The sequence below is a fragment of the Micromonospora endophytica genome (assembly GCF_003236305.1).
GTDB lineage: Bacteria > Actinomycetota > Actinomycetes > Mycobacteriales > Micromonosporaceae > Micromonospora > Micromonospora endophytica.
In genome coordinates this window covers 1-4,137 of sequence record NZ_POTX01000367.1, presented here as the reverse complement: position 1 = coordinate 4,137, position 4,137 = coordinate 1, and the positions used below count along the sequence as shown (strand labels likewise).

Annotated in this window: 4 protein-coding genes; 1 reads left to right on the top strand and 3 read right to left on the bottom strand. The window is 73.5% G+C overall.

Annotated elements, in window-relative coordinates; translation table 11 throughout:
* Positions 1–109: 109 nt before the first annotated feature.
* From C1I93_RS29105 to C1I93_RS29095, 3 genes are all read right to left on the bottom strand, one after another.
* A complete protein-coding gene (locus C1I93_RS29105; protein WP_111246462.1) occupies positions 110–1,702 on the bottom strand; it encodes an ATP-dependent DNA ligase in 1,593 nt (530 codons plus the stop codon).
* Between the two features lie 100 nt (positions 1,703–1,802).
* Complete coding sequence (locus C1I93_RS29100) at positions 1,803–2,009, bottom strand: hypothetical protein (protein ID WP_111246461.1); 207 nt, start codon at positions 2,007–2,009, stop codon at positions 1,803–1,805.
* 91 nt (positions 2,010–2,100) lie between these two features.
* Positions 2,101–3,468: a dipeptidase gene (locus C1I93_RS29095; RefSeq protein ID WP_181445378.1), complete on the bottom strand. Its 1,368-nt coding sequence runs from the start codon at positions 3,466–3,468 to the stop codon at positions 2,101–2,103.
* A 205-nt stretch (positions 3,469–3,673) separates the two neighbouring features.
* Here C1I93_RS29095 and C1I93_RS29090 point away from each other — a divergent pair, with 205 nt between their 5' ends.
* Positions 3,674–4,075, top strand: a complete 402-nt coding sequence (locus C1I93_RS29090) for a rhodanese-like domain-containing protein (RefSeq protein WP_111246459.1) — start codon at positions 3,674–3,676, stop codon at positions 4,073–4,075.
* The last annotated feature ends 62 nt before the right edge of the window (positions 4,076–4,137 follow it).

Here is a 4,137-nt window from a genome sequence, read left to right as displayed (position 1 = left end):
CCTCGCCGGCATCACCGACCCCCGCCCCCGCGACCGCGCCGCCACCCCCACCTCCCCGTCGATCTAGGGACAATCGTCGCTAGTTGATCTCCGATGGCGACGATTGTCCCTAGATCGACGCGGGTGGGCGCGCGGTGTGGATGGCGCGGACGGCGTCGATGGTGTCCGCCTCGGCGGCGGTCTTGTCGTCGCGGTAGCGGATCACCCGGGCGAAACGCAGGGCCACCCCGCCGGGATAGCGGGAGCTGCGCTGCACACCGTCGAAGGCGATCTCCACCACCTGCTCGGGACGGACCCGGACCACCCAGTCGCCGCGTTCGATGGCGAGACCGAGGAAACGCTCGGTCTGCCAGCGCAGCAACTCGTCGGTGAGCCCCTTGAACGTCTTGCCGAGCATCACGAACCCGCCGGTGGCCGGGTCACGGGCACCCAGGTGCAGGTTGGACAGCCAGCCGGTGCGCCGGCCGCTGCCCCACTCCACCGCGAGCACCACCAGGTCCAGGGTGTGCCGGGGCTTCACCTTGACCCAGGCCGAGCCGCGGCGACCGGCATCGTACGGCGCGTCGGGCGCCTTCACCACCACGCCCTCCTGCCCGGCGTCGAGCGCTGCGGCGAACGCCGCCCCGGCCTGCTCCGGCCCGTCCACCTCCACCCGTCCCACCAGCAGCGAGGCGTCGACCGCGCCCCGCAGCGCCGCCCACCGCTCCCGGCCGGGCCGGTCGATCAGGTCCGTGCCGTCGAGATGCAGCAGGTCGAAGAAGTACGGCGTGAGCACCGTCGCGCCGGTACGCGCGGCGGCAGCGCGTACCGCCGGGGCGACCGGCGGCCCGGCAGCGCCCACGCCCGCTCCGGCTCGGCGGGCCGCAGCGCTTGAGGTCTCCTGGAACGGCAGCGGCCGGCCGGTCTCGTCCAGCCCGATCGCCTCGCCGTCGAGGACCAGTTCCCGTGCCGGCAGGGCGCGCACCGCCGCCACCACCTCGGGCACCCGGCCGGTGATGTCGTCCAGGCTGCGGGTGAACACGGCGATGTCGCCGCCGCTGCGGTGCACCTGGATCCGGATGCCGTCGAGTTTCACGTCCACCACGGCGGGCGTGCCGGTGGCCACCAGCGCGTCGTCGACCGACGACGCGGACTGCGCCAGCATCGGCGCGAGCGGCCGGCCGACCTGCAGCCCGAAGCCGGCCAGCGCGTCGGCCCCGCCGGTCAACGCGGCCACCGCCACCTCGCGCAGGTCACCGGCGAGCAGCAGGGCCCGGCGGACCGCCGGGACCGGCACCTCGGCCGCGCGGGCGATCGCGTCGGCGAGCAGCCCCGCCTGGGCGCCCTGCCGCAGCTCACCGAGGAAAAGCCCGGTCAGCAGGCGCTGTTCGTCGGCGGTCGCGGCGGCGTAGAGGGCCTCCACCAACCCCCGGCGGCGGGCCTGCGAGCCCGCCCCGTGCACCGCCGCGATCCCGTCGATGGCGGCGTCGACCGCGGCCACGGTCAGGGTCGGCTCCGCCGCCGGCGGCGGCAGGTCACGCAGGCTCGCCCAGCCGACGCCGGTCTGCCGCTGCCGCAGCTCACCGGCGAGCCAACCGGATCCGGCCGCCACCTCGTCGGGGGCGAGCCGGCGCAGCGCGTCAGCGAGCAGCTCCACCTTGGCCCGCCGACCCCTGAGGGCGCCGACTGCCGCCGAGGTCGCCGCCAGCTCCAGAAACCGCATCACCCCAGCGTAAGGAGAAGTGTTAGGAGGGGCCCCCTGTTAACGCCTGGTGTATAGCAGGGGGCCCCTCCTAACACCTGGTGCCGCGGGCGGGCGGAGATCATGCCGGCACCGATTCCTCGATCCGCAGGCCGCGGGCACGAACCTCCTCGGCGATGCGGGACAGCGACGTGTCCAGGGCGACAAGGGCGGCGGACAGCTCACCGAGCTGTTCCTTGAGCGTGTCCTCGGGCCACGCGGAGACATCGACGTCCCCCAGTGCGCTGACGGCGGCCTCCAAGCGGGCCATCACCTCATTCGTACGCATGTTCGAGAGGCTACAACAGCCCGCCGTCCGACACACCGGAAACGGGCACCTGACCTGTGAAGTTACGGATTCACCGGGCGCGCCGCCCCGGTCACCGGGATTCCGCATCGACTCCCGCGCGTCCCGCCTCGGCCACTGCGGCCAGCAGCAACGCCTCGGCGAGGCAGACCCGGGCGAACTCGCCCAGATGCAGGCTCTCGTTCGGCCCGTGTGCCCGGGCATGCGGGTCCTCCACCCCGGTCACCAGGATCGCCGCCTGCGGGAACAGTTCCTGGAAGGTGGCGATGAACGGGATCGAGCCGCCGACGCCGATGTCCACCGGGTCGGTGCCGTCCCAGGCGGTACGGAAGGCCGCGCGGGCCGCCTGGAACATCGGCCCGGTCGCGTCGATGACGCACGGCGCACCATCGTGTTCGAAGGTGACGCTCACCTGCGCGCCCCACGGCGCGTGCCGCTCCAGATGGTCACGCAGTGCCGCGTACGCCCGGGTCGGGTCGTCACCCGGCGCCAGCCGTACGCTCAGCTTCGCCTTCGCGGCCGGGACCAGGGCGTTCGGTGCCTCCGCGGTGGCCGGGGCGTCGATCCCGAGCACGGCCAGCGCCGGCCTGGTCCAGAGCCGGTCGGTGATCCGGCCGGTGCCGATCAGCTGTACGCCAGCAGCCAACCCGGCCTCGGCGCGGAACCGGCCCTCGGGGTAGTCGACTGTCGCGTTGTCCCGGCTGACGAGCCCCGCCACCGCCACGTTGCCGTCGTCGTCGTGCAAGGTGGCGAGCAGCCGGACCAGGGTGGTGAGGGCGTCCGGCACCGCGCCGCCGAACATGCCGCTGTGCACCGCGTGGTCCAGGGTGCGTACCTCGACGAAGCAGTTGACGATGCCGCGCAGCGAGGTGGTCAGCGCCGGTACGCCGATGTCCCAGTTGGTCGAGTCGGCGATCACGATGACGTCTGAGGCGATGCGGTCCCGGTGCTCGGCGAGCAACTGCTCCAGCGAGTCGGAGCCGTACTCCTCCTCGCCCTCGATGAAGAGCACCACGCCGACCGGCAGCCGGTCACCGAAGGCCCGCAGCGCCGCGAGGTGCGCCATGATGCCGGCTTTGTCGTCGGCGGCACCCCGCCCGTAGAGCCGCCCGTCCCGCTCGACCGGTTCGAACGGGTCGGACTCCCACAGGGTCCGGTCCCCGACCGGCTGCACGTCGTGGTGGGCGTAGAGCATGACCGTCGGCGCGCCGGGTGGTGCCGCCTTGCGGCCGATCACCGCCGGCTGCCCACCGGCCCGTACGACCTCCACGTCGAGCCCACAGCCGCGCAGCAGCTCGGCCACCGCCTCGGCGGACCGCTCCACGTGGGCGTGGTCGAAGCCGTCGAAGGCGATGCCGGGGATGCGGACGAGCCGCTCCAGGTCGGCCCGGACCCCGGGCAGTTCCCGCGCCACGGCGGCCCGCAGCTCGGCCTCGGTCATGATCGGTGTGGTCATGACCGGCATCGTATGCCGCCCTCACCTGGTGGTACCGCCCACCTGGCAGGCCCGCTGCCGACAACCGGACGGGCCGGTCGGGCCAGCACCAGACCCGCCAGCCCGACGTTACCGATCGGGTTGTCCCACACCACTTCGGACCGCAAGCTCCGCAGCCGGGCGGCATGATCGTGCCGTGTCCCATTCCGTGATGAGTCCCGGCGTCGAGGCGTTGCTGGAGCAGGCCCGCGCGGGCATGACCAGGTTGACCCCGCAGGAGACAGTGCAGGCCGCCACCCGGGGCGCGCTCGTGATCGACACCCGAACCGAGGCGCAGCGGCGGGAACAGGGTGACCTACCCGGCGTCATCGTGATCGACCGCACGGTGCTGGAGTGGCGACTCGACCCGGCCAGCGACTGGCGCATCCCCGAAGCCACCGGGTACGACATCGAGGTCGTGGTGGTGTGCCGCCAGGGCTACAGTTCCAGCCTCGCCGCGGCGAGCCTGCGCGCGCTCGGCCTGCATCGGGCCACCGACATGATCGGCGGGGTGGACGCCTGGCGCTCGGCGGGCCTGCCCTTCTCCGACCAGCCCGCCGACGTCCGCCACTGACCCGGGGATCAGCGCGGGCAGGCCGGGCGGGACGACAGACGTCAGCGCGCGGGGGCGCCGGG

Excerpts from the sequence above, each read along its gene's own strand:
- C1I93_RS29105 (WP_111246462.1), bottom strand. The coding sequence starts at position 1,702 with ATGCGGTTTCTGGAGCTGGCGGCGACCTCGGCGGCAGTCGGCGCCCTC.
- C1I93_RS29100 (WP_111246461.1), bottom strand. The coding sequence starts at position 2,009 with ATGCGTACGAATGAGGTGATGGCCCGCTTGGAGGCCGCCGTCAGCGCA.
- C1I93_RS29095 (WP_181445378.1), bottom strand. The coding sequence starts at position 3,468 with ATGACCGAGGCCGAGCTGCGGGCCGCCGTGGCGCGGGAACTGCCCGGG.
- C1I93_RS29090 (WP_111246459.1), top strand. The coding sequence starts at position 3,674 with ATGAGTCCCGGCGTCGAGGCGTTGCTGGAGCAGGCCCGCGCGGGCATG.